This is a genomic window from Kineococcus gynurae (assembly GCF_042433995.1).
Lineage (GTDB): Bacteria > Actinomycetota > Actinomycetes > Actinomycetales > Kineococcaceae > Kineococcus > Kineococcus gynurae.
Genome location: NZ_JBHLUI010000009.1, coordinates 352,764 through 373,550 on the forward strand (window position 1 = coordinate 352,764; position 20,787 = coordinate 373,550).

Here is a 20,787-nt window from a genome sequence, read left to right on the forward strand (position 1 = left end):
AACGTGGTGAGCGTCGTGACCGTCGTGGGCCGGGTCGGACCGTCAGGCTGGGGCGCGTGCTCGTTCTCGTCTTCCCCGGCCAGGGTTCGCAGACCCCGGGCTTCCTCGCGCCCTGGCTCGAGCTGCCCGGCGTCGGTGACCGCCTCGCGTGGTACTCCGCGGTCGTCGGCGAGGACCTCGCCGCCCACGGCACCGTCTCCGACGCCGACACCATCCGTGACACCGCGGTGGCCCAGCCGCTCATCGTCGCGGCCGGTCTCCTCGGCCTCGCCGAACTGGTCGACTCCCCCCTCGCGCTGAGCTCCGTCGCCGCGGCCGTGGGCGGGCACTCGGTCGGTGAGCTGACCGCGGCCGCCGCCGTCGGGACGCTGACCCCCGAGCAGGCCCTGGTGCTGGTGCGGGAACGCGGTCGGGCCATGGCCGCGGCCGCCGCCGCCACCCCGACGGGCATGAGCGCCGTGCTCGGCGGCGTGCGCGAGGAGGTGGCCGAGACCCTGGCCCGCCACGGGCTGGTCGCGGCCAACGACAACGGCGGCGGGCAGGTCGTCGCGGCCGGCACCCTGGAGGCCCTGGCCGCGCTGGCGGCCGAGCCGCCGGCCCGGGCGCGCGTGATCCCGCTGCAGGTGGCCGGCGCCTTCCACACCGAGCACATGCACCCCGCGGTCGGGCGCCTGGAGCAGCTCGCCGGCGGGGTCGCCACCGCCCCCGCGGTCGTGCCGGTGGCCGCGAACGCCGACGGCGCGCTGGTCGACGACGGGGCGGAGATCCTGCGCCGGATCGTCGCCCAGGTCAGCCGGCCCGTGCGCTGGGACCTCTGCACCGAGGCCTTCGCCTCCCTGGGGGTCACCGCGATCATCGAGGTCCCCCCGGCCGGCACGTTGACCAACCTGGCCAAGCGCCAGCTCAAGGGGGTCGAGACCCTGGCCCTGAAGTCTCCCGACGACCTCGACCGCGCCCGGGCGATGATCGCCGAGCACGGCACCGTCCCCGAGGCCGCCCCCGTCACCACCGTTCCCGAGGGAGTCTGACCGTGTCCGACACCATCCCGTCGATCACGACGACCCCGGTGACCGAGGCCCGCATCCTCGGGATCGGGGCCCACCGCCCCTCGCGTCTTATCGACAACGAGGAGGTGTGCACCTGGATCGACTCCTCCGACGAGTGGATCCAGCAGCGCACCGGCATCAAGACCCGGCGCTGGGCCACGCCCGACGTGAGCCTCGTCGACATGTCCGAGGACGCCGGGTCCAAGGCGCTGGCCGCGGCCGGCGTGACCGGGTCCGACATCGACGCCGTCATCCTGGCGACCGTCTCCTACCCGATGCAGACCCCGGCCGCCGCCGCCGTGGTCGCGCACCGCCTGGGGGCGACCCCGGCCGCCGCCTTCGACATCTCGGCGGGCTGCGCGGGCTTCTGCTACGGCGTGTCCATGGCCACCGACCTGGTCCGCGCCGGGTCGGCCCGCAACGTGCTGGTCATCGGCGCCGACAAGCTGTCCGACTTCACCGACAAGCACGACCGCTCGACCGCGTTCCTCTTCGCCGACGGCGCCGGGGCGGCCGTGATCGGACGCTCCGAGACCGCGGGCATCGGTCCGACCGTCTGGGGTTCCGACGGGGGCCAGGCCGACGCCATCCGCTCCAAGGTGTCCTGGCTGGACCTGCGGCCGGAGACGCTGAAGCAGGCCGGGCTGGTCCAGGACGCGGCCCTCGCCGCCGAGGCACCCGAGTCCGACGGCCCGTCCGAGGCCCCGGCCGAGGACGCGGCCCCCTGGCCCTACCTGCAGCAGCAGGGTCAGTCCGTGTTCCGCTGGGCGGTGTGGCAGATGGCCCCCGTGGCCCAGCGCGCGCTCGACGCGGCGGGCGTCCGTGCCGAGGACCTGGACACGTTCGTCCCCCACCAGGCCAACGCGCGGATCATCGACGCCATGGTCAAGCAGCTCAAGCTGCCGGAGTCCGTGCACGTCGCCCGCGACATCGTCGACATGGGCAACACGTCGGCGGCCTCGGTCCCGCTGGCGCTGGAGCGGGCCATCGCCGAGGGTGAGGCCACCTCCGGCGGACTGGCCCTGCTCATCGGCTACGGCGCCGGGCTCGCCTACGCGGCCCAGGTGGTCCGTCTCCCCTGAGGGCCCGGCCCTCCCCCCCCACTCCCGGGCGCATTCCGTGGCCGGGCCGATGAGGCGGCTTCCCGCCTCCGACGACGAAGGAGCCACACATGGCCAGTGAGCAGGAGATCCTCAGCGGTCTCGCCGAGATCGTGAACGAGGAGACGGGCCTGCCCACCGACAGCGTGCAGGCCGACAAGTCCTTCACCGACGACCTGGACATCGACTCGCTGTCGATGATGACCATCGTGGTGAACGCCGAGGAGAAGTTCTCGGTCCGCATCCCCGACGAGGACGTCAAAAACCTCCGCACCGTCGGTGACGCCGTGGCCTACATCTCGCAGGCCCAGGCCTGACCCCGACTCCTCGAGTCACCGTGCTCCGGCGGTCCCGACCCGGGACCGCCGGGGCACCACCCCACCTGCAGGCCTCCCGAGGCCGACGCAGCGGGTCACCCCGCTGCAGAAGGAGCTGACCACCATGACCTCGACCGCTCGCCGCGTCGTCGTCACCGGGATGGGCGCGACGACCCCGCTCGGTGGCGACGTCGCCTCCACCTGGGACGCCGCCCTGGCCGGACGCTCCGGCGCCCGGCCGATCGTCGCGCCCTGGACCACGGAGCACGAACTCCCCATCACCTTCGCCGCGCAGGCGGCGGTGCCCAGTGCCGACGTGCTGACCCGACCCGAGACCAAGCGGCTGGACCCCTCGGCCCAGTTCTCGGTGATCGCGGCGCGCGAGGCGTGGGCCGACGCGGGCCGCCCCGAGGTCGACCCGGTGCGGCTCGGATCGGTGCTGGCGACCGGCATCGGGGGCATCTGGACCCTGCTCAACGCCTGGGACACGCTGAAGGAGAAGGGCCCGCGACGGGTCCTCCCGCTCACCGTCCCCATGCTCATGGCCAACAGCTCGACGGCGGCGGTCAGCCTGGAGTTCAAGGCGGGCGCGGGGGCCCACACCCCGGTCAGCGCGTGCGCGTCGGGCGCGGAGGCGCTGGCCTACGGGGCCGAGATGATCCGCTCGGGTCGCGCCGACGTGGTCATCGCCGGCGGCACCGAGGCGGCCATCCACCCGCTGCCCATCGCAGCCTTCGCCGCGATGCACGCCATGTCGACCCGCAACGACGACCCGGCGCACGCCTCGCGGCCCTTCGACACCCAGCGCGACGGTTTCGTGCTCGGCGAGGGCGCCGGGGTCGTGGTGCTGGAGTCCGAGGAGCACGCCCGGGCCCGGGGAGCGCGCATCCACGCCGAGCTGCTCGGGGTGGGCCTGTCCGCCGACGCCCACCACATCGCCGCGCCGGAACCGGCCGGGATGGGCGTGAGCCGCGCGGTCGGCGACGCCCTGGGCGACGCCGGCATCACCGCCTCGGACATCCATCACATCAACGCCCACGCCACCTCGACCCCGGTCGGGGACGTGGCCGAGGTCAAGGGCCTCAACCTGGCCCTGGGCGGGGCCATCGACCAGATCGCGGTCTCGGCGACCAAGTCCATGACCGGGCACCTGCTGGGGGCCGCGGGCGCGGTCGAGTCGATCCTGACGATCCTGGCCCTGCGCGACCGCCTCGCCCCGCCCACGATCAACGTCGAGGACCTCGACCCCGAGGTCAACCTCGACGTGGTCCGCAAGGAGTCCCGGTCGTTGCCCGGCGAGGGCCGGCTCATCGGGCTGAACAACGCCTTCGGCTTCGGCGGGCACAACGTCAGCCTGGTCTTCGGCACGGTCTGACCGCCCGCCCACGACGCCACGACGGCCCGGCTCCCCCGAGGGAGCCGGGCCGTCGTGCGTCCGGGGTGTGCCGGGGCGCTCCGGGCGAGCCGGTTCAGCCGACCTGGTGCAGCCAGCGCACGGGGGTGTCCTCACCGGCGTGCCGGAACGCCTCCAGCTCGCAGTCCCACGCCTCGCCCAGGGCCAGGGACAGGGCGCGGCGGGCGGCGGCGACGTCGGCCCCCGGCGCCTGCAGCAGCTCCAGGGCGCCCCGCACGCGCTCCTCGTTGACCATCGCGTTGCCGTGGACGTCGACGGTCGTGTGGAAGATGCCGAGCGCGGGGGTGTGGCTCCAACGGCCGCCGTCGACGCCGCTGCTCGGTTCCTCGGTGACCTCGTAGCGGAGGTGGTTCCACCCGCGCAGCGCCGAGGCGAGCCGGGCGCCCGTGCCCTGCGGAGCCTGCCAGGAGTACTCCGTGCGCAGGCAGCCGGGAGCCACCGGCTGGCCCGTCCAGTCGAAGGACGCGCGCACGCCGAGGAGAGCGCCGACCGCCCACTCGACGTGAGGGCACAGCGCTCGCGGTGCGGCGTGCACGAAGAGCACACCGCGCGTGATCGCACCGGACATGCCGTTCTCCTCTGCATCGGTTCGAGGGACGTCTTCCCCAACGACCTCGTACCCGCAGCGGATCTGACCGCCGGTGACATGGTGTCACCGCTTGCTGACGCGCCGTCGCCGACACGCTGGGCCCATCATGCCCCACGCGCCGCTCGGCGCACCACCCGTCCCCCCGATCCGTCCCCTCACCCGGGCGTCCCGCTCAACTCCGGGGTCCCGGACGCCGATAGGGCGGGGTGACGCCCTCCCGGCCTCACGCCCCACCCTCGCTCCCCCGCCCGACCCGCGGCTCGCCCAGGAAGGACCCCCCGTGACGGATCTGCGGAACCCGAACCCGGCTCGCCCCGCCCCCGGGGAGATCACCGAGGTCGTGCGACCGGCCGCCATCGTCCCCGAGGAGTCGGCCCGCTCGATCCTCGTCGAGCTGGCCCTGCGCGACGTGCAGCACGGCGGGGTCTGGCAGGCCGGGCCGAGCCTCTGGAGCCGGTGGGACCGCCCGTGGAACGGCACCGAGAACCTGGCCGGGGCCGAGCTCATCGGGCGCATCCACGTCGCCTACGGCACCCCGACCCGCTACGAGATCACCGTCTACCGCGTGACCGTGACCGCGTTCGGCGCCCAGCTGGGCTGGACCGTCGAGACCCTGTGCGACGAGGCCCTCGGGCACGGCGGGCTGCGCCTGGCCGACTGCCCCCGCACGGTCATGGGCGCCACGCCCCAGCCGTTCCGCTTCTGACCCGCGGGCGGCAGACCCGCCACGGCTGAGGCAGGATCGTCCGGTGGCCCAGCCCGACCGCGGCCCTCTCCGCCGCCATCACCGCCCCGCCCTCCCCGGCGACCAGGCGATCGTCGCGATCGCCGGGGGTGTCGACCCCTCCGCCGTCCAGGAGGCGGCCCACGCGGCCGCCTCGGCCCTCGTGCACGGCTCCCGGGCCGCGGCCGACCCGGCGGTCACCGCCCGCGTCGTGACCCTGGCCCAGGACGAGGGCCTCGAGGTGCTCGCCGAGCTCTGGGCCGACGCCCCGGCCGACTCCCTGGCCGGCGCCCTCTGGCGCCTCTACGTCCTGCGCACCTGGGTCCAGCGCTCCCGGGTGTCGGTGGCCCGGCAGTTCGCCGAGGGACGCCGCTTCGCCCCCGTCCTCGAGGTCGTCGCCGGGGTCGCCGACCCGCCGGGCCCCGAGGAGGTGGCCGCGGTCCTCGACGCCGTGCTCACCGGCGTCTCGACCGGCGACTTCGCCGTCACGCTGGACCGGGCCGCCGCGTTCTGCCGCATCGTCGCCGTCGGCCGGGCGCACACCGCCGACGATCCCCGCGTGGACCCCGCGGCCGGGCCGGCGCTCACCCTGTCGGCGGCGCGCCTGGTACGGACCGCCGAGCAGTTGGAGACGGTCGCGAACCGTTGGCGCGCAGGGGAACTCAACCGTTGACCGACCCGATCGGACGGACGGGCGCGGCCCGGGGCTGACGGATCGCACCACGAGTTTTACAATGGAGGGGCGCCGGGCCGTGGTAGCCCCGGGTCCCAAAATAAGCCGCTACGAGCGGCCGTGCGCCGTGAGGCGCTTCCCGGTCCGGCGCGCCAGACGTCCTCCTCAGGCGAAGAGGCTCGCGCCCCAGTCCTCGCCCGGGGCGGTCCCCGGCGGGACGGCGAACACCGCCGAGCCGGTGTGCTTCAGGTACTCGGTCAGCCCGTCGTGGGCCCCCAGCCGTCGCTGGATCCGGACGAAGCCGTCCGGGTCGTTGGCGTAGGCGAGGAAGAACAGCCCCGCGTCGAGCTGCCCGGTCACCGGGTCCATCCCGTCGGTGTAGGAGTAACCGCGCCGCAGCAGTCGCTGACCGCCGTTGGTCTCCGGGGCGGCCAGCCGGACGTGGGCGGCGAGGTCGATCGCCGGCTTCCCCGCCGCGTCCGTCGCCGCCAGGTCCAGGGCGGCGAACTCGCTGCCGTGCGGGGCCGAGAGCGGCGCCCCGCTCACCTTGGTGCGCCCGACGACCCGTTCCTGCTCCCCCAGCGAGGCGCGGTCCCAGCTCTCCACGAGCATGCGGATGCGCCGGGCCACGAGGTAGCTGCCCCCGCGCATCCACTCCTGGTCGGGCTCGGGCGCCCCGGCCCCGCCGACGAAGACCCAGCGCCCCAGCGAGGCGGAGTCCTCGGCCCGCAGGTTGGCCGTCCCGTCCTTGAAGCCCATCAGGTTGCGCGGCGTGGTCTGGGCCTCGGCCGTGCTCGAGGTGCGGCCGAAGCCGAGCTGCATCCAGCGCAGCGCCACGACGCCGCGGCCGATCCGCAGCAGGTTGCGGACGGCGTGGAAGGCGACCTGGGGGTCGTCGGCGCAGGCCTGCAGGGCCAGGTCACCGCCGCAGCGGGACGGGTCGAGCTGCTCGCCGGGCAGCGCGGGCAGCTCCTCCAGCACGGCCGGACGCTTGTCCTGCAGCCCGAAGCGCCCGTCGAACAACGAGGGGCCGTAGCCGAGGGTCACCGTGAGGTTGGCCGCGGGCAGCTCGTAGGCCTCCCCCGTGTCCGCCGGCGGCTGACCGACCGCACCCGCCAGCCCGCCCTCGCCGCCTCCGACGGGGACGCCCTCGACCATCGAGCGGACCGCCGTCGTCCACCGCGAGAGCACGTCGGCGAGCGCCGAGGCGTCGGTGGTCGTGACGTCGATCGCGGCGAAGACGAGCTGGTCCTGGGCCGGGGTGACGATGCCGGCCTGGTGGGGCCCGTCGAAGGGGACCCGGTCGCTGCGGGCGGTCCGGGTGGGTCGCTCGCCCCCGGCGAGGGCGACCCCGCCCGCGGCGAGGGCACCCGCCCCGACGACGCCGAGGCCGGCGATCAGGTCACGACGACGGGGTCCGGCCATCTCAGGACGCCGAGCCGACGATCTTGCCGGACACCGTGGAGAGCGGTTCGGCCAGCGCGTCGACGGCGGTGGCCAGGGCCCGCACCTGCTCGGGGGTCAGCTCGGTGTAGGGCGCCCAGGAGTCGCCGCGACGGTAGGGCTGCAGGGCGGTCCCGACGTCGGTGAAGCGCGCCTGGACGGTCGTCACCAGGTCCGGGTCGGTCTGCTGCAGGGCGGGGACCAGCAGCTCGAAGGCCTTCTGGGCCCCCTCGACGTTGGCGGCGAAGTCGAGCAGGTCCAGGTGGGAGTAGGCCTCCTCCTCCCCCGTGACCTTGCTCGCGGCGACCTCGTCGAGCAGGGCGCTGGCGCCGTTGGCGAGCTCGGCCGGCTGGTAGGTCGTGGTCTGCACGAGCGAGTCGAGCCGGGTGACGTCGCCCATCAGCTGCTGGGCGACCGGGGCCAGTCCGTCGGTCGAGCCGTCGACCCAGAGCCCCTTCTCGATGCGGTGGAACCCGGTCCAGGTGGTGGGGTCCTCGACGTCGGCGATCCGCGCGTCGATGGCCGGGTCGAGGTCGCCGAAGCTCTCGGCCACGGGTTCGATCCGTTCGTAGGGCAGACGGGCCGGGCCGTAGAGGGCCTTGGCCCGCTCCACGTCCCCGGCCTCGACCGCGGCCGTGAACGCCGTCGTCGCGGTGACGAGCTGCGCGACCTGCTCCTTGACGTAGGTCGCGTACCCCTCGGTCGCGGTGGCGAAGAGCGGGTCGGCGGTCGCGGTCGGCGCGGCCCCGGTGACCGTGAACGGGGTGCTCTCGGTGGCGGCGTTGGGGCATTGCATCGAGTAGGTGCCGGCCGGGAGGTCCAGGGAGAACGACGCGGAGAGGCCGGGGGTGAGGTTCTCCCGCTCCCCGAGGATCCGCCCGCCCGCATTGACCAGCTCGGCCTCGGTGACCGCGGTCGCGTCGCTGTTGGTGACCGTGAAGGTCACCGACCCGGCGGGGACGGTGCTCGGCTCCGGGGTGCAGCCGTCGTCGGTGAGCGTCACCGCGACCGAGCCCGGTCCCCCGGCGGACGGGGCGGTCGGGTCGGCCGACGACGTGGCGGAGCAGGCGCTCAGCAGCAGGGTCGGGCCGAGCAGCAGGGCCGGGCCGAGCAGGGCGGTGCGCAGCGACCGGGGGCGAGCAGACATGGAGGAGCCCTTCGAGGACAGGGGTCGGCCGGGGCCGAGGACGGAGGGGGTCAGACGGCCAAGGGTCAGGCGGTCACGGGGGCCGGCGCCGGTCGGGAACGCCGCGGGGCGAGCAGGACGACCGCGAGCATCGGCACGGCGTAGACGAGGAACGCCACGACCTCGGCGACCGTGGGGCGGGGCTGCCAGCCGAGCAGCCCCTGCAGCAGGGCGCCGTGCACGGTGCCCGGCGTGACGAGCGCCCGCAGGTCCAGCGCCTGCTCCTGCCCGGCCAGCAGCCAGCCGGCCTCGTGGGCGGTGTGCGCGGCCGACATCAGCAGGCCCGCGGCGACGACCACGAGCAGGACGGACGTCACGCCGAAGAGACGGCGCAGGTCGAGCCGGACGCCGCCGCGGTAGATGCCGTAGCCGAGGGCGACGGCGACGGCGATCCCGAGGACCGCCCCGAGGACGCCCTGGACCGCGCCGGTCCCGGCGGCCTGCACGGTCGCGAGCAGGAAGACCGACGTCTCCAGCCCCTCGCGCAGCACGGCGAGGAAGGCCATGGCCACCAACGCGCCGGCGGAACCGCGGTCCAGGGCCGCGTCGGCGGCGCGTTCCAGGTCGCCGCGCAGGCTGCGAGCGTGCCGCCGCATCCAGAGGATCATGTAGGTGACCATCGCGACGGCGACGAGTCCGATGACGGTCTCGAGCTGCTCCTGCTCGCGCTGGGGCAGCGAGGCTGAGGCGGCCTGCAGCGCGACGGCCGCGCCGACGCACAGGACGACCGCGGCGAGCACGCCGACCCGGACCTGACGCAGGGCCTCGGGCCGACCGCGGCCGGCCAGGAAGGCGGCGATGATGCCGACGACGAGCGCGGCCTCCAGGCCCTCGCGGAGCCCGATGAGGAAGGTGGCGAGCACGGATCCTTCTTTCGTCGGCCCACCCTGGTGAGGTGAGGCTCACCGAGGATAGGCCCGCCTTGCCTGACCTCAAGCCTCCGATGGTGATCTGTGCCGAGGATCACAGCCACGCTGGGAACTTCCTTGGACCGGGGGCGATTTCGTCCACCGGCGCGGACGCGGGAGGATCAGGGCATGACGTCCCTCTCGAGCCCGACCGCGCTCACGCCCGTGCGGGCCGCCGACGTCGAGGCCGCCGCCGCCCGCCTCACCGGTGTCGTCGCCACCACGCCCGTCGAGCTGAACCGACGGCTCTCCGAGGCCACCGGGGCGCAGGTCTACGTCAAGCGCGAGGACCTGCAGACGGTCCGCTCGTACAAGGTGCGCGGCGCCTACAACCTCATCGCCCAGCTCTCCGACGACGAACGGGCCCGCGGCGTCGTCTGCGCGAGCGCCGGCAACCACGCCCAGGGGGTCGCCTCGGCCTGCGCCGCGCTCGGCGTCCGGGGACGCATCCACCTGCCCCGCACCACGCCGCGGCAGAAGCGCGACCGCATCGCCAGCCTGGGCGGGACGTTCGTCGAGACGATCGTCGACGGGGACACCTACGACGACGCGTCCGCCGCCGCCACCGCCTTCTCGCACGACTCCGGCGCCACCCTGGTGCCCGCGTTCGACGACCCGCGGACCATCGCCGGCCAGGGCACCGTCGCGGTCGAGGCCGTCGCCCAGCTGCTCGCCCTGCCCGACGGCGGTCTGCCCGACGTGGTCGTGGCGCCGGTCGGCGGGGGCGGGTTGCTCGCCGGGATGCTCTCCTGGCTGCGCGAGCGCCATCCCTCCGTCCGCGTCGTCGGGGCCGAACCGGCCGGGGCGGCCTCCCTCACCGCGGCCATGGCCGTGGGGCACCCGGTCATGCTCGAACGGGTGGACTCCTTCGTCGACGGCGCCGCCGTGCGCCGGGTCGGCGACCACACCTTTGCGGCCGTCGCCGACGCCGACGTCGACGTGGTGCTCGTCCCCGAGGGGCGGGTCTGCGTGGAGATGCTGGCGATGTACCAGACCGACGGGATCATCGCCGAGCCCGCGGGTGCGCTGGCCCCGGCCGCGCTGGACTACCTCGACCTGGCCCCCGGGTCTCGCGTGCTGACCATCGTCTCCGGCGGCAACAACGACGTGAGCCGCTACGCCGAGGTGGTCGAGCGCGCCCTCGTCCACGAGGGCCGCAAGCACTACTTCCTCGTCGACTTCCCGCAGGAGCCCGGCGCGCTGCGCCGCTTCCTCGACGAGGTGCTCGGCCCGGACGACGACATCACCCTCTTCGAGTACGTCAAGCGGTCCAACCGGGAGACCGGCCCGGCCCTGGTGGGCATCGAGCTGTCCAGCTCCGCCGACCTGCCCGACCTGCTGGCCCGGATGAGCGCGGCCCCGCCGACCTTCGAACGGATCGACGCGGGCGACCGGCTGTACCGCTTCCTGGTCTAGACCGTCCTGGTCGGGGCTCCCGTGGGGCCGCCGCCGGGGCCCGAGCGGGCGGTCCTCCTGCTCCGGACGGGTGATCACGGCTGGGGCGGGCGTGGGCGGGGGTCGATGCTTCGGGGTGAGGCGTGACCGGGCGCGGGGCCCGACGCGGAAGGCCGGAGAACCATGCAGCACGAGGCAGCGAGCCACCCCGAGGAGTCCGGACCGGCGGAGGTCCCCGTCGGCGCCCCCACCGAGTTCCGACCGCAGGAGATCGGCCGTCTGGCCCACCTGCTCCTCCCGGCCGTCGACGAGCAGCAGCAGCGCCGCCGCAACGGGGCCGGCGGTGCGCTCGGCCGGCGCAAGTCCTTGGAGGAGACGCTCTGGACCCTCGCCCGCCTCGACCTCCTCGACCCCGACGCGGTCCGCGACCTGCTGGAGGACTCGCCCTCGCCCGAGCAGATCGTCGAGGACTGCCGGGCGGGACTCTCGGTCGACCGCGACTGAGCTCCCGCGTCCGGGTGACGACGCCCACCCCGGGCGAGCACCCGAGGACGGTGGGGCGGGTGGGGCTCGAACCCACGACCCAGGGATTATGAGTCCCCTGCTCTGACCGACTGAGCTACCGCCCCGCGCGCCGGATCGGCGCCCGCGCAGCCTATCCCGGCCCTCGCCCGTCCCCGCCCGAGGCGGAGGCGGGGGGTCTGCGACCGCGGCCCCCCGGCCCACTGCTCCGATCGGGGAGTCCGGGCTCAGGCCGGGGACGCCGACGGTCGATGTTCCTTCCACCGGCCGACCGGCCGGGCACCGGAAGGACGCTGACACCGTGACCGAGCAACGACGACAGCGAGCCCGCGCCCGGCTCGTGTCGTGGTGGCACCGGCTCCGCGGGCTCGACGCCGGACGCCGCTTCGCCCTCACCGGTGCGACGCTGTCCGGCACCGTCTTCCCGATCGTCGCCCTGGCCACACCCGACGTCCTCACCCCGGCCGGGCCCGCCGTGCTGCTGGCCGTGGCCGTCCTCGCCAGTCCCGTCGCGTTCGCCGCGGTCTGCCTGCCGACCCGCGACGGCGGTGCCCCCTCCTGGTGGGGGTGGTACGTGACCGCGGCGCTGGTCGCCGCCGGGCTCTGCGTCGCCGACCCGCAGATCCGGCAGTACGCCGCGATGAGTCTGCTGGTCGGACCGGTCTACGTGGCGATGTTCGCGGGCCGGGGCCGCAACGTCCTCGCCTGCTGGCTCGCCAGCAGCGTCGGCACGCTGAGCATCGCCTGCCGCCCGCCGGGCGACCTGGAGACCCTGGTCGTCCGCGGTCTCTGCGCGCTGACCGTGACCGGGCTCCTCTTCGGCGGCTTCGTCCTGCTCCTGCGTCAGCTGCGCAGCACCCAGGCCGAGGCCGACCGGGCCGCCCGGCACGACCCGCTCACCGGGTTGCTGAACCGGCGCGGCCTGGCCCACGAGCTTCCGGGCCTGCACGAGCGGGCCCGCCGGGCCGGTGAGGACGTGGCGGTCCTGCTCTGCGACCTCGACCACTTCAAGCAGGTCAACGACCGGTTCGGGCACACGGTCGGCGACGAGGTCCTCACCCTCGCGGCGAAGACCGTGCGCCAGGTCAGCCGGCCCGGGGACCTCTGCGTCCGCATGGGGGGCGAGGAACTGTTGCTGGTGGCCGCCCTGCCGGCCGAGGGTCTGGCCCCCCTCGCCGAGCGGCTCCGGGCCGCCGTCGCCGACCTCCCCGCGACCCGTACCCGACCGGCCGTCACGGTCAGCGTCGGCGCGGCCTCGGGCCCGCCCCTGGGCACCGAGAGCGTCCAGGAGCTGTTCCGCGACCTCTTCCGCCGCGCCGACGAACTGCTCTTCACCGCCAAGTCGTCCGGGCGCAACCGCGCCCTCACCGAGCCTCCGCCCGGCACGCTCCTCAACGACGGGGGAGCTCCTGCCCCGGGCACCCCGTCAGCACCGCGGCCAGCGCATCCCGTTCGTCCGGGGTGACCCACAGTCCCCACTCCGACTTGACCGCCACCTGACGGGCCGCGTAGGCGCAGGCCCCCTCGACCGGCAACCACTCCGCGGCGTCGTCGTCCCCCTTGGCCTGGTTCTCCGCCCCGGCCACCGCGAGCAGCTCCAACGGGTCGTTGGCGAACCGCTCCCGCCGCTCGGCGTCCCAGTCGCGGGCTCCGGTGCGCCATGCCGCGGCCAGCGCCACCACGTGGTCGATCTGGACGGCGGCCGACGTGTCCACCCCGCGGACGAAGTCGACGGTCCCCGCGCCGTAGGGGTCGGCCAGCGTCCCCGACAGGACGCGGCACCCGTCGTCCGCGACGACGATGCCGGTCAGGTCGCGCGCGAGGACGTCCTCCCGCGTGCTGCAGCCGTTGTCGTCCACGTCGGCCCAGGCCGGACCGAAGGCGGAGCGGGAGTAGCCCGTCATCGTCCCGGCGGGGGCCACCGGCAGCTCGGCGAGCGCCGTCCCGACCGGCCCGGCGGGCACCCCGACCTCGGGCTCGGCGACGTCACGCCCGACCCAGACCAGGGCGAGGACTGCGAGCACGAGGAGGGGGACGACGATGGCGGCGACGGCCGACAGGCCCCGGCTCACAGCACCTCCGCGGGAACGGACGAGGGGTGTGCGTCTGCACGCACACCCCTCGTCTCTTGCTCCCGCCACTGGACTCGAACCAGTAACCTGCCGGTTAACAGCCGGCTGCTCTGCCAATTGAGCTAGGCGGGACCGAACCGCGGGTCTCCCCCGTTCAGCGGTTCAACCGTACCAGCCCGTGACGCCACGTCGTGCCAGGCGGGTGGCGCCGCCGACGCCGGCCCCACGTCCTGGGGAGCGCTGTCCCCCATCGGGATCGCGGTCAGCCGCCCCGGGCGCGCTGCTGCCACTCCCGCCGCTGCGCCTCCAGCCGGAACAGTTCCGCGGAGGCCTCGCGGTACTCCTCGGCGTGGGCCTGGGGGTCGAGGCGCTGCAGGGTCCGGCGGGCCTGGGCGACGGCCCGGGTCGCGGCCTGACCGGCCAGGGCGGCGAGCGCCGAGCGGCCCCAGCGGTCCAGCTCCTCCTCGGTGCCCACGGGCAGCTCCACCATGGACAGCTCCTGGGCCAGCGCCAGGACGGGGCCGGTGCAGTAGTCCAGGACGGTCGCGACCCAGGCCGGGCCGACCGGGGCCTCGGCGGGTCCCCCGGCGGCGATGACGGCCTCGGCGACCGCCCGGTGACCGGGGGCGGTGAACGCGTCGGGGTCCAGGGCGTCGAAGTCGTCGGCCAGGACCGCGGGCGCCTGCAGCACGCAGGCCAGGACCCCTCGCTCCAGCAGCGTCACCGGGTCCCGCTCGGGGGCGGGCGTCGCGGGACGGGCCGGTTCGGGGGCGCCGGACCCACGACCGCCGGAATGGCGCCGGACGCGGTCGAGGACGAAGCGCTCGTCCAGGAAGCCCAGCCAGCGGTCGAGGTTGACGGCGTAGCGGTGGCGCAGCCCGCGGTCGCGGATGTTGGCGACGATGGGGGCGGCCGCGTCGAGCGCGGCGAGCCGACCGGCCTCGTTGTCGAGGTCGAAGCGGTCGAGCGTCGAGCGGATCGCGAACTCGAACAGGGGCACCCGCCCGGCCACGAGGGCGGCGACGGCGGCGTCCCCGGAGGACAAGCGGAGGTCGCACGGGTCCTGCCCGCTCGGTTCGACCGCGACGTAGGTCTGCGCGGAGAACTTCTCCTCCAGCTCGAAGGCGCGCAGCGCGGCCTTCTGCCCGGCCTCGTCCCCGTCGAAGGTGAAGACCACCTCGGCGGTGCCGTCGGCGTCGCCCAGCATCCGCCGCACGATCCGGACGTGGTCCTCCCCGAAGGCCGTCCCGCAGGTGGCGACCGCGGTGGAGACCCCGGCGACGTGGCAGGCCATGACGTCGGTGTAGCCCTCGACGACGACCACCTGGCGCCGCCGGGCGATGTCGCGCTTGGCGAGGTCGAGGCCGTAGAGGGCCTGCGACTTCTTGTACAGCGGGGTCTCGGGGGAGTTGACGTACTTGGCCTCGATGCGGTCGTCGTCGAAGAGTCGACGCGCGCCGAACGCGATGGTCGCCCCCGAGACGTCCCGGATCGGCCACACCAGGCGTCCCCGGAACCGGTCGTAGAGGCCGCGCTGCCCGCGTCCGGCCAGACCGCCGGTGACGATCTCGTCCTCGGTGAAACCCCGCCCGCGCAGGTGGCGCAGGAGCGCCTCGCCGCCCGCGGGGGCGAAACCGACCCCGAAGCGGGCGCAGTCCTCCCGGGAGAAACCCCGCTCGGCCAGGAAGGTCCGGGCGGTCTCCGGCCCGTCCCCCGGCCCTTCGAGCTGCTCGGCGAAGTACTCGGCGGCGACGCGGTGCGCCTCGGTCAACCGTTGCCGCTGCCCGGCCCGCCCCGGGTCCGGCCGCTGACCGGGACGGCCGCCGTCGTCGACGTAGCGCAGCTGCATCCCGGCCCGGGCGGCCAGGCGCTCCACGGCGTCGGCGAAGCCCAGCCCGTCGAGGCGCTGCACGAAGTCGATGACGTCCCCGCGCTCGCCGCAGCCGAAGCAGTGCCAGCGCCCGAGCGCGGGGCGGACGGAGAAGCTGGGGGTGCGTTCGTCGTGGAAGGGGCACAGCCCCTTGAGGGAGCCGATACCGGCCGGTCGCAGCGCGACCTGCTCCCCGATCACCTCGTCGACCCGGACCCGCTCGCGCACCGCCTGCACGTCGTCGTCGTGGATGCGGGGCACGGGGGCAACTGTATGGCGTGCCGCGACCGCCCCCCGCAGGTGGCAGGATCGGGCTGTGGACAGCGAACACGGCACGCCGGCCCCCGCGCGGGGCGCGACCCAGGAGGACCGGGCCTGGGGGTTCCGCACCCGGGCCGTGCACGCCGGAGCCGTCCCCGAACCGACGACGGGGGCCCGTGCGGTCCCGATCTTCCAGACCACGAGTTTCGTGTTCGAGGACGCCGCCGACGCCGCGAACCTGTTCGCGCTGCAGAAGTTCGGCAACATCTACTCCCGGATCTCCAACCCGACCATCGCGGCGTTCGAGGAACGGCTCGCCTCCCTGGAGGGCGGTCTCGGCGCGGTCGCGACGGCATCGGGGCAGGCCGCGGAGTTCCTGACGTTCGCCGCCCTGGCCGGCGCGGGCGACCACGTGGTCGCCTCCAACAACCTCTACGGCGGCACGGTCACGCAGCTCGACGTGACCCTGCGCCGGTTCGGGGTCGACACGGTGTTCGTCGACCCGACACCGGAGTCGGTGGCGGCGGCGATCACCGAGAAGACCCGGTTCGTGTTCACCGAGGTGGTCGCCAACCCCTCGACGCTCGTGGTCGACATCCGCGGGCTGGCCGACGTGGCCCACGCCGCCGGGATCCCGCTGATCGTCGACGCGACCACCGCGACCCCCTACCTCTGCCGCCCGATCGAGCACGGCGCCGACATCGTGATCCACTCGGCCACCAAGTTCCTCGGCGGCCACGGCACCACCCTGGGCGGGGTCGTGATCGACGCCGGAACGTTCCCGTGGGACAACGGGAAGTTCCCGGCGATGACCGAACCGGTGGCCAGCTACGGGGGCCTGTCCTGGTGGGGGAACTTCGCCGAGTACGGGTTCCTCATGAAGCTGCGCTCGGAGCAGCTGCGCGACGTCGGCGCGACCCTGTCCCCGCACTCGGCCTTCCTGCTGCTGATGGGCGTGGAGACGCTGCCCCAACGGATGCGCGAGCACGTCGCGAACGCACGCCGCGTCGCGGAGTGGCTGGAATCGGACCCGCGGGTCGGTTGGGTCCGCTACTCGGGGCTGCCGTCGCACCCGAGTCACGCTCTGGCACAACGGTATCTGCCCGAGGGTCCGGGGGCGGTGTTCTCCTTCGGGGTCGTCGGCGGGCGTGCGGCCGGGGAACGGTTCATCGAGAACTGCCAGCTGCTCTCGCACCTCGCCAACATCGGTGACGCGCGGACCCTGGTGCTGCACCCCGCCTCGACCACCCACCAGCAGTTGTCCCCGGAGCAGTTGCAGGCGGCGGGCGTCCCGGCCGACCTCATCCGGATCAGCGTCGGGCTGGAGGACGTCGAGGACGTCCTCTGGGACCTCGACCAGGCGCTGGCCGCGGCGACGGAGGTGGCGTCGTGAGCACCCCGTCCGGGCCCACCGACCCGACCCTGGGCTCCGTCCCGGACGTCGGGACCGCCGCCGTCGAGCACCCGCCCGCGGCGCCGAGCACGGGCTCCCAGGACGCCCCGCCGTCGGCCTGGGCCGCGCCCACCCCGACGCAGCGGCTGCGCATCCTGCGCCGCACCCGGACGGTCGCGATCCTCGGGGCCTCGGCGAAGTCGTCGCGCGCGTCCTACTTCGTGGCCACGTATCTGCTCTCCTCCTCCGACTACGAGGTCTGGTTCGTGAACCCGAACGAGACCGAGATCCTGGGGCGGCCCTGCTACCCCTCCCTGGACGCCCTGCCCGGGGTCCCCGACATCGTGGACGTGTTCCGCCGCCCGGCCGACCTCGGCGCCGCCCTCGACGCGACGCTGGCCGTCGGCTCACCGGTGCTGTGGCTGCAGCTCGGTCTCTCCGACGACGAGGTGGCCCGCCGCGGGCACGAGGCGGGGATCGACGTCGTCATGAACCGCTGCCTCAAGATCGAGCACGCCCGCTTCCACGGGGGGTTGCACATGGCCGGTTTCGACACCGGCGTCATCTCCTCCCGGCGGCACACCGTCCGCTGACCGGGTGGTCCCGGGACGGGCCACGGTGTCTCCCCGCCCCGCCGAGGCCGACGACCGGCATCATCGAAGGGTGATGGACCCCGCCCGCACCTGGGCCGCTCCCCCGCCGGCGCCCGCCCCGCGCGAGACCGACCCCGTCTCGATCGCGGGTTTCGTGGCCGCCCTGCTCGGGGTGCTCGGGGTCGCGGCCGTCGTCCTCGGGGCCGTGGGGATCGCCCGCACCGGCCGGGCGCCCGACGGCTCCCCGGGCCGGGGCGGACGAGGGTTCGCCGTCGCGGCCCTCGTCCTCGGGGTGCTCGAGGTGCTGGCCGGGCTCGTCCTCGCCGTGGTCCTGGTCGTCGCGGGCACCGCGGCCCTGCAGTTGTCCGACGACGACGGCTTCGTCGTCGACGGCCCCGTCCAGGGGGCGGACTCCCTGGCGGTGGGTGACTGCTTCGACGAGGACGCCGGTCTGCTCGGCTCGACGGTCGAGGTCGAGCCGTGCGCCGAGAACCACGACTACGAGGTCGTCTCCACGTTCGACCTCCCCGACGGGGCGGAGGACGCCTTCCCCGGGGACGGGTCGGTCGCCACCGACGCCGACGACCGCTGCGGGGCCGACCTGCTCGCGGCCCTCGAGAAGGCCTCGCTCAGCCCCGACCCCGTGGACTTCTCCTGGTACGTCCCGAGCGAGGAGACGTGGGCCGACGGCGACCGCCAGGTGGTGTGCCTCGTCTACGCCTGGGACGAGGACGACCCGGACGCCCAGCTCACGGGTTCGCTGGCCGAGGGGACCTTGCAGACCCCCGGCACCCCCTCGCGCACGGTCTGATCCGGGCTCAGGTCCCCGTGAGCCGGCGGTGCAGCAGCACCGCCGAGGGGTCGGTCAGCGAGGCGATCTGGTCCACGACCACGCGCAACCGGGCCGCGTCGTCGACCGCGGCCGCGAAATCCTCCCGGAACAGCGGTTCGAGCGTCTCCGGGGCCCCTCGCAGCAGGGCCGCGGCCAACTCGGTCAGCAGTTCCCGCTGCCGGGCGTAGAACGGCTGGCGTTCCTGGGCGGTCATGACGAACGTGGCCGCGACCCCCTTGAGGGCGGCGACCTCCAGCGCCGTCTCCCGCGGCACGACCACGTCGGCGCCGTAGCGGGTGAGGCGACCCGCACCGTGCGCGGCCCGCGTGGCGCTCTCGGCCGCGTGCGCGAAGCGGCCGATGAGCTGCGACGTCATGTCCTTGAGCGCTGCGAGGTGCCGGCGCGACCCGAGGGACTCCCCGGAGCGTTCCCCGGCCCAGTAGGGCTGCGCGACGAGGCGCTGCAGGGCGGCGGAGACCTCCTCGTCGGTCGCGTCCCGCACGTACCAGTCGCGGACGACGGCGGCCACGCGCTGCCGGGTCTCCCCCTCGGCCAGCCACCCGAGCTGCACCGACCCCGCCACCACGGCGTCCTCGACGTCGTGGACGCTGTAGGCCACGTCGTCGGCGAAGTCCATGACCTGGGCCTCGACGCAGGGCCGGTGGGCCGGGGCGTCGGTGCGCAACCAGCCGAAGACCGGGGCGTCGTCGGCGTAGGCGCCGAACTTCGACGTCGGGCGCGGCGCGTCCCCGACCAGCCACGGGTACTTGGTCGAGGCGTCGAGGCTCGCGCGGGTCAGGTTCAGCCCCACCGGTCGACCGTCGGGCGCGGAACTCTTGGGTTCCAACCGGGTCAGCAACCGCAGGGTCTGCGCGTTGCCCTCGAACCCCCCGACGCCGGCCGCGATCTCGGCCAGCGCCCGTTCGCCGTTGTGCCCGAACGGCGGGTGCCCGAGGTCGTGGGCCAGGCAGGCGGTGTCGACGACGTCGGGGTCGCAGCCGAGCGCGGCCCCGAGCTCACGACCGACCTGGGCCACCTCGAGCGAGTGGGTGAGCCGGTTGCGGGTGAAGTCGTCCGTGCCCGGCCCGACGACCTGCGTCTTGGCCGCCAGGCGCCGCAGCGCCGAGGAGTGCAGCAGCCGGGCCCGGTCGCGCGCGAACGCGGTGCGGCCGTGGGTCTTCGGCGGTTCCGGACTCCACCGCTGCAGGTCCTGCTCGGTGTAACCGGGATGCTGCTCAGCCACCGGAGACGCTTAGCTCGGCCTGGCGGATGGTCTCGGCCGCGGCTCCGGTGAGGTGCTGGTCGTCCAGCCAGTTCTCCGGCAGCGCCACCCGCTGCGGGGAGCCTGCGCGACCGCGCGACCCCTCGGCGGGCGCCCCCGGGTAGGGAGCGTCGAGGTCGAGGGTCGCGATCAGCTCGTCCAGGTTCTCCAACGACTCCACCAGCCCGAGCCGGGCCCGCAGGTCCCCGCCGACCACGTAGCCCTTGAAGTACCAGGCGACGTGCTTGCGGATGTCGCGGCACCCGCGCAGCTCGTCGCCGTAGAACTCCGCGAGCAGTTCGGCGTGGCGGCGGATCGTCGCGGCGACGATCCGCAGGCCGGGGCGGTGGCGCTCGGGACGACCGGCGAACGCCGCCTCCAGGTCGGCGAACAACCAGGGGCGCCCGAGGCAGCCGCGGCCGACGACGACCCCGTCGCAGCCGGTGCGCCGGACCATCTCCAGCGCGTCCTCGGCCGAGAAGATGTCGCCGTTGCCGAGCACCGGGACGGTGGTGACCGTCTCCTTGAGCCGGGCGATGGCCTCCCAGTCGGCCTGACCGGAGTAGTGCTGCGCGGCGGTCCGCCCGTGCAGCGCCACGGCGGCGGCCCCCTCCTGCTCGGCGGCCAGCCCGGCCTGCAGGTAGGTGAGGTGGTCGTCGTCGATGCCCTTGCGCATCTTGACCGTCAGCGGCAGGCCTCCGCGAGAGGCCTCGCGCACCGCCCCCCGCACGATCTGGCGGAACAGGTCGGCCTTCCAGGGCAGCGCGGCACCCCCGCCCTTGCGGGTCACCTTGGGGACCGGGCAGCCGAAGTTGAGGTCGACGTGGTCGGCGAGGTCCTCGGCGACGACCATCCGCACGGCCGCGGCCACGGTCGCCGGGTCCACGCCGTAGAGCTGCAGGCTGCGGGGACGCTCGTCCCCGTCGAAGCCGACCAGCCGCATGGACTCGGGGCTGCGCTCGACCAGCGCGCGCGAGGTGACCATCTCCGAGACGTAGAAGCCGCGCCCGTGCTCGCGGCACAGCCGACGGAAGGCGGAGTTGGTGATGCCGGCCATCGGGGCCAGCACGACGGGGGTCTGCGAGACGTGCGGCCCGATGCGCAGGGGCCCCACGAGCGGGGGGGCCGTCAGGGTCGGGGTGGGAGCACTCACCCCCCCATTGTGACGCCTCGGCGGGCGGGTCCCCG

The 20,787-nt window shown here is 74.6% G+C and carries 20 protein-coding genes and 2 tRNA genes; 12 read left to right on the top strand and 10 right to left on the bottom strand.

The genetic code is table 11. The features are described from left to right. Positions 1–56 precede the first annotated feature (56 nt). The 4 genes from ACFFKU_RS13265 to ACFFKU_RS13280 all read left to right on the top strand — a co-directional run bounded on the left by ACFFKU_RS13265 (position 57) and on the right by ACFFKU_RS13280 (position 3,838). Entirely contained in the window at positions 57–1,028 is a 972-nt protein-coding gene (locus tag ACFFKU_RS13265) for an ACP S-malonyltransferase (protein ID WP_380138603.1), read from the top strand. A 2-nt stretch (positions 1,029–1,030) separates the two neighbouring features. Then, positions 1,031–2,128: a beta-ketoacyl-ACP synthase III gene (locus ACFFKU_RS13270; RefSeq protein WP_380138604.1), complete on the top strand. Its 1,098-nt coding sequence runs from the start codon at positions 1,031–1,033 to the stop codon at positions 2,126–2,128. 89 nt (positions 2,129–2,217) lie between these two features. Continuing rightward, on the top strand, positions 2,218–2,463 hold the full coding sequence (locus ACFFKU_RS13275) for an acyl carrier protein (RefSeq protein ID WP_380138605.1): 246 nt from the start codon (positions 2,218–2,220) through the stop codon (positions 2,461–2,463). Positions 2,464–2,587: 124 nt separating this feature from the next. Next, positions 2,588–3,838: a beta-ketoacyl-[acyl-carrier-protein] synthase family protein gene (locus tag ACFFKU_RS13280; protein ID WP_380138606.1), complete on the top strand. Its 1,251-nt coding sequence runs from the start codon at positions 2,588–2,590 to the stop codon at positions 3,836–3,838. Positions 3,839–3,932: 94 nt separating this feature from the next. Here ACFFKU_RS13280 and ACFFKU_RS13285 read toward each other — a convergent pair whose 3' ends face one another. Next, positions 3,933–4,445 (bottom strand): DUF3145 domain-containing protein, encoded by a 513-nt coding sequence (locus ACFFKU_RS13285; RefSeq protein ID WP_380138608.1) that lies wholly within the window; start codon positions 4,443–4,445, stop codon positions 3,933–3,935. A gap of 301 nt (positions 4,446–4,746) precedes the next feature. On the opposite strand from ACFFKU_RS13285, the gene ACFFKU_RS13290 reads away from it, so the two are divergent. Together ACFFKU_RS13290 and ACFFKU_RS13295 are read left to right on the top strand one after the other, a co-directional pair. Continuing rightward, on the top strand, positions 4,747–5,172 hold the full coding sequence (locus tag ACFFKU_RS13290) for a hypothetical protein (protein ID WP_380138609.1): 426 nt from the start codon (positions 4,747–4,749) through the stop codon (positions 5,170–5,172). Positions 5,173–5,215: 43 nt separating this feature from the next. Further along, positions 5,216–5,863, top strand: a complete 648-nt coding sequence (locus ACFFKU_RS13295; RefSeq protein WP_380138610.1) for a hypothetical protein — start codon at positions 5,216–5,218, stop codon at positions 5,861–5,863. Between the two features lie 165 nt (positions 5,864–6,028). On the opposite strand, the gene efeB is transcribed toward ACFFKU_RS13295, so the two are convergent. The 3 genes from efeB to efeU form a co-directional block, all read right to left on the bottom strand. Then, positions 6,029–7,288 carry an iron uptake transporter deferrochelatase/peroxidase subunit gene (gene efeB, locus ACFFKU_RS13300; protein ID WP_380138612.1) on the bottom strand — a complete coding sequence of 420 codons (1,260 nt, stop codon included), beginning with the start codon at positions 7,286–7,288 and terminating at the stop codon, positions 6,029–6,031. Between the two features lies 1 nt (position 7,289). Next, positions 7,290–8,453 (bottom strand): iron uptake system protein EfeO, encoded by a 1,164-nt coding sequence (gene efeO / locus ACFFKU_RS13305; protein ID WP_380138613.1) that lies wholly within the window; start codon positions 8,451–8,453, stop codon positions 7,290–7,292. A 65-nt stretch (positions 8,454–8,518) separates the two neighbouring features. Further along, positions 8,519–9,355: an iron uptake transporter permease EfeU gene (gene efeU / locus ACFFKU_RS13310; RefSeq protein ID WP_380138614.1), complete on the bottom strand. Its 837-nt coding sequence runs from the start codon at positions 9,353–9,355 to the stop codon at positions 8,519–8,521. Between the two features lie 174 nt (positions 9,356–9,529). Here efeU and ilvA point away from each other — a divergent pair, with 174 nt between their 5' ends. Together ilvA and ACFFKU_RS13320 are read left to right on the top strand one after the other, a co-directional pair. Continuing rightward, positions 9,530–10,816 (top strand): threonine ammonia-lyase IlvA, encoded by a 1,287-nt coding sequence (gene ilvA / locus ACFFKU_RS13315; protein ID WP_380138615.1) that lies wholly within the window; start codon positions 9,530–9,532, stop codon positions 10,814–10,816. A 162-nt stretch (positions 10,817–10,978) separates the two neighbouring features. Then, a complete protein-coding gene (locus tag ACFFKU_RS13320; protein ID WP_380138616.1) occupies positions 10,979–11,299 on the top strand; it encodes a hypothetical protein in 321 nt (106 codons plus the stop codon). Positions 11,300–11,350: 51 nt separating this feature from the next. Here ACFFKU_RS13320 and ACFFKU_RS13325 read toward each other — a convergent pair. Then, a tRNA-Ile gene (locus tag ACFFKU_RS13325) sits at positions 11,351–11,424 on the bottom strand. 194 nt (positions 11,425–11,618) lie between these two features. Between ACFFKU_RS13325 and ACFFKU_RS13330 the strand changes: the two genes are divergently transcribed. Then, entirely contained in the window at positions 11,619–12,782 is a 1,164-nt protein-coding gene (locus tag ACFFKU_RS13330) for a GGDEF domain-containing protein (protein WP_380138617.1), read from the top strand. Here the strand turns inward: ACFFKU_RS13330 and ACFFKU_RS13335 are convergent. The 3 genes from ACFFKU_RS13335 to dnaG form a co-directional block, all read right to left on the bottom strand. Next, on the bottom strand, positions 12,709–13,389 hold the full coding sequence (locus tag ACFFKU_RS13335; protein WP_380138618.1) for an HNH endonuclease family protein: 681 nt from the start codon (positions 13,387–13,389) through the stop codon (positions 12,709–12,711). The genes ACFFKU_RS13330 and ACFFKU_RS13335 overlap by 74 nt on opposite strands. Positions 13,390–13,448: 59 nt before the next feature. Then, a tRNA-Asn gene (locus ACFFKU_RS13340) sits at positions 13,449–13,521 on the bottom strand. A 130-nt stretch (positions 13,522–13,651) separates the two neighbouring features. Further along, positions 13,652–15,520 carry a DNA primase gene (gene dnaG, locus ACFFKU_RS13345; RefSeq protein WP_380138620.1) on the bottom strand — a complete coding sequence of 623 codons (1,869 nt, stop codon included), beginning with the start codon at positions 15,518–15,520 and terminating at the stop codon, positions 13,652–13,654. Positions 15,521–15,575: 55 nt separating this feature from the next. Between dnaG and ACFFKU_RS13350 the strand changes: the two genes are divergently transcribed. The 3 genes from ACFFKU_RS13350 (at position 15,576) to ACFFKU_RS13360 (ending at position 18,317) form a co-directional block, all read left to right on the top strand. Next, positions 15,576–16,913 carry an O-acetylhomoserine aminocarboxypropyltransferase/cysteine synthase family protein gene (locus tag ACFFKU_RS13350; protein WP_380138621.1) on the top strand — a complete coding sequence of 446 codons (1,338 nt, stop codon included), beginning with the start codon at positions 15,576–15,578 and terminating at the stop codon, positions 16,911–16,913. Next, positions 16,910–17,506 carry a CoA-binding protein gene (locus tag ACFFKU_RS13355; RefSeq protein WP_380138622.1) on the top strand — a complete coding sequence of 199 codons (597 nt, stop codon included), beginning with the start codon at positions 16,910–16,912 and terminating at the stop codon, positions 17,504–17,506. Before ACFFKU_RS13350 ends, ACFFKU_RS13355 begins: the two co-directional genes overlap by 4 nt. Positions 17,507–17,579: 73 nt before the next feature. After that, positions 17,580–18,317: a DUF4190 domain-containing protein gene (locus tag ACFFKU_RS13360; RefSeq protein WP_380138724.1), complete on the top strand. Its 738-nt coding sequence runs from the start codon at positions 17,580–17,582 to the stop codon at positions 18,315–18,317. A gap of 7 nt (positions 18,318–18,324) precedes the next feature. On the opposite strand, the gene ACFFKU_RS13365 is transcribed toward ACFFKU_RS13360, so the two are convergent. Beyond that, on the bottom strand, positions 18,325–19,581 hold the full coding sequence (locus ACFFKU_RS13365) for a deoxyguanosinetriphosphate triphosphohydrolase (RefSeq protein WP_380138623.1): 1,257 nt from the start codon (positions 19,579–19,581) through the stop codon (positions 18,325–18,327). Next, complete coding sequence (gene dusB / locus ACFFKU_RS13370; protein WP_380138624.1) at positions 19,574–20,752, bottom strand: tRNA dihydrouridine synthase DusB; 1,179 nt, start codon at positions 20,750–20,752, stop codon at positions 19,574–19,576. The genes ACFFKU_RS13365 and dusB overlap by 8 nt, the downstream gene beginning before the upstream one ends. Positions 20,753–20,787: the final 35 nt, after the last annotated feature.